Origin of the sequence: Arcticibacter sp. (genome assembly GCF_045629565.1) — a bacterium.
GTDB lineage: Bacteria > Bacteroidota > Bacteroidia > Sphingobacteriales > Sphingobacteriaceae > Arcticibacter.
On record NZ_JAZQRL010000084.1, the window covers coordinates 1 to 2,273 of the forward strand.

Genomic DNA, 2,273 nt, shown 5'->3' on the forward strand with positions numbered 1-2,273 from the left:
CCCTGATGTTGCCTCTGTTATCGATAATGGCCATGATAAGTACGGATATTTTGGTTTCTTTTACCGTCTCCTGAAATCAAATCTAGGTGGCCGAAAAGAAAAAACAAAGAAATAAATGACTTATTTTCAGCGTTATAACACTAATGCGGTTCGCGATACTATTAAGAAGGTTTTCCACCCATGCGCTAAGAACTTTGCCGCTATCCGACAAAAGACAGATCTAAAAAGGCCGGCATTACCCCTCTTCTTCCTCTGATCCGGCTGAACAGAGAGCCTGCAAAGGCTTGGCAAAGCAAGATCCAGAACGTAGTAAGTCCATGTTTCATAACGAAAACATGGACTTACTACAGGCTCAACAAACCCGCAACATAGCCTAAAATAAAAGCGTGTAGCATTCAGGCTGGTCGGATTCTAAGAGGGTTCTCCCCTAGGATTGATTACTTTACCAAAAACTCCTTCTTCAGGCGGATATCTTCTGAAGAGCTACCCATCATCACCACAAACTTTCCAGGCTCAACCGTCCAGTTCATATTCTTATCCAATATAGCGAGGTCATCCGGCTGCAGTACAAACTTCAGCGTCTTTTTCTCTCCCGGATTCAAAGTCACCCTTTCAAAGCCACGGAGAACGGACTCATAAGTGGTTACGCTGCTAACGAGGTCTTTCAAATACAACTGAACAACCTCATCTCCTTTGCGACCGCCGGTGTTTTCAATATCCACCGAGACGTTCACCAAATCCTGCGAATTTAGCTTATCGGGGGATACAACCAGATTACTATATGCAAATGTGGTATAGCTTAACCCGAAGCCAAATGGATACAATGCACCATTTATCCGTGTTTTACCATATCCGTTCGGACCACTGGCGGGTTGGTTTGCATGAGAACCGGGTTTGAACGGAAAATTAAGCTGGATCTGTCCCGTAGACTTGGGAAAGGTCATTGTCAGCTTACCTCCAGGATTATAGTCTCCGAATAGCGTCTCCGCGATCACCTTCCCTGCCTGAGGACCTGGGAACCAGGCTTCAAGAATAGCCGGGATATAGCGGTCTTCCCAGTTGATGGTAAGCGGCTGCCCGTTTATCATCACCATCACGATCGGCTTGCCCGTGGCATGCAGCGCCTGCAGCAATTGCAGCTGCCTGCCGGGTAAATTCAATCCGGTTCTTGACATACTCTCACCTACTCTTTTATCATCCTCACCTACAACTGCGATCACCACATCGGCCGCCATGGCCTGATCAACTGCTGCCTGGATCGAGGCTTTTTCTGCTGCTGTAAGCTCCGTGGGAATGATCTCACTTTCTGGCCAGGTCGCATCAATGATATCACAACCTTTGGAATAGTTCACCTTCACCTTAGCTCCGACGTAAGATCTTATTCCATCTAAAACGGAAGTGACAGGGTTATTGGAAGGTCCGTAGCGACTTACAGCATAGGACTCATCTGTAGCAAGGGGACCCGTTACCAGGATGTTTTTGAGCTTTTCTTTGTTCAAGGGAAGAAGGTTCGCTTCATTCTTAAGCAATACCATAGACTCGAGGCTCATCTGGTGTGAGAATGCTTCATCCTGTCTGGTGTGCACCGATTTATCAGCAGCAGACGGGTCTTTGACATAGGGCTCATCAAAAAGCCCGAGTCTGAATTTCACCCTTAATACGTCTGCAACACGCTCATCAAGTGTTTTCATAGATACCTTGCCTTCCTGAACGAGTTCTCTTAAGGGCAGAATATAATCTTCCGGTTTGGTAAAGTGTGTTCTGACGTTCAATCCTGCTTCTACAACCTGCCTGACTGCCTCCTTGTAATCATCTGCCACGCGGTGTTTGGTGAATACATATTCGACGGCTTCACTATCGGATACGATATAGCCATTGAAACCAAACTGATGGCGAAGCAGGTCGGTCAGAAAGTAATGGCTGGCCGTAACCGGAACGCCATCCCAGTCGTTGTAACTGCTCATGACACCCATAGGAGCTGCTTCCTTGACCACCCGGCGAAACGGGTAAAGGTACATCTGATGCATTTCACGTGGGGCAACATGCGGATCAGTTCGTGCATCTCCGTCCCGGCCTCCTTTTGGAATGCTGTAGACTGCGTAATGCTTCAAGGTGGCGGCTACTCCCTGCTCCTGAATGCCCAGTACCATCTGTTTGCCGAGTTCCGCAATGTGGAAAGGATCTTCGCCATAACATTCAACAACACGTCCCCAGCGCTGGTCCCTTGCTACGTCTAGTATTGGTGCGTAAATATTGGTGTAACCGAGTGCCTT

1 protein-coding gene is annotated in these 2,273 nt (G+C 47.6%); it reads right to left on the minus strand.

The features are described from left to right. Positions 1-437: 437 nt before the first annotated feature. Positions 438-2,273, minus strand: a 1,836-nt coding sequence (locus ACKI5J_RS10580; protein ID WP_407429272.1) for a glycoside hydrolase family 3 C-terminal domain-containing protein, incomplete at its 5' end; no start/stop codon positions are given.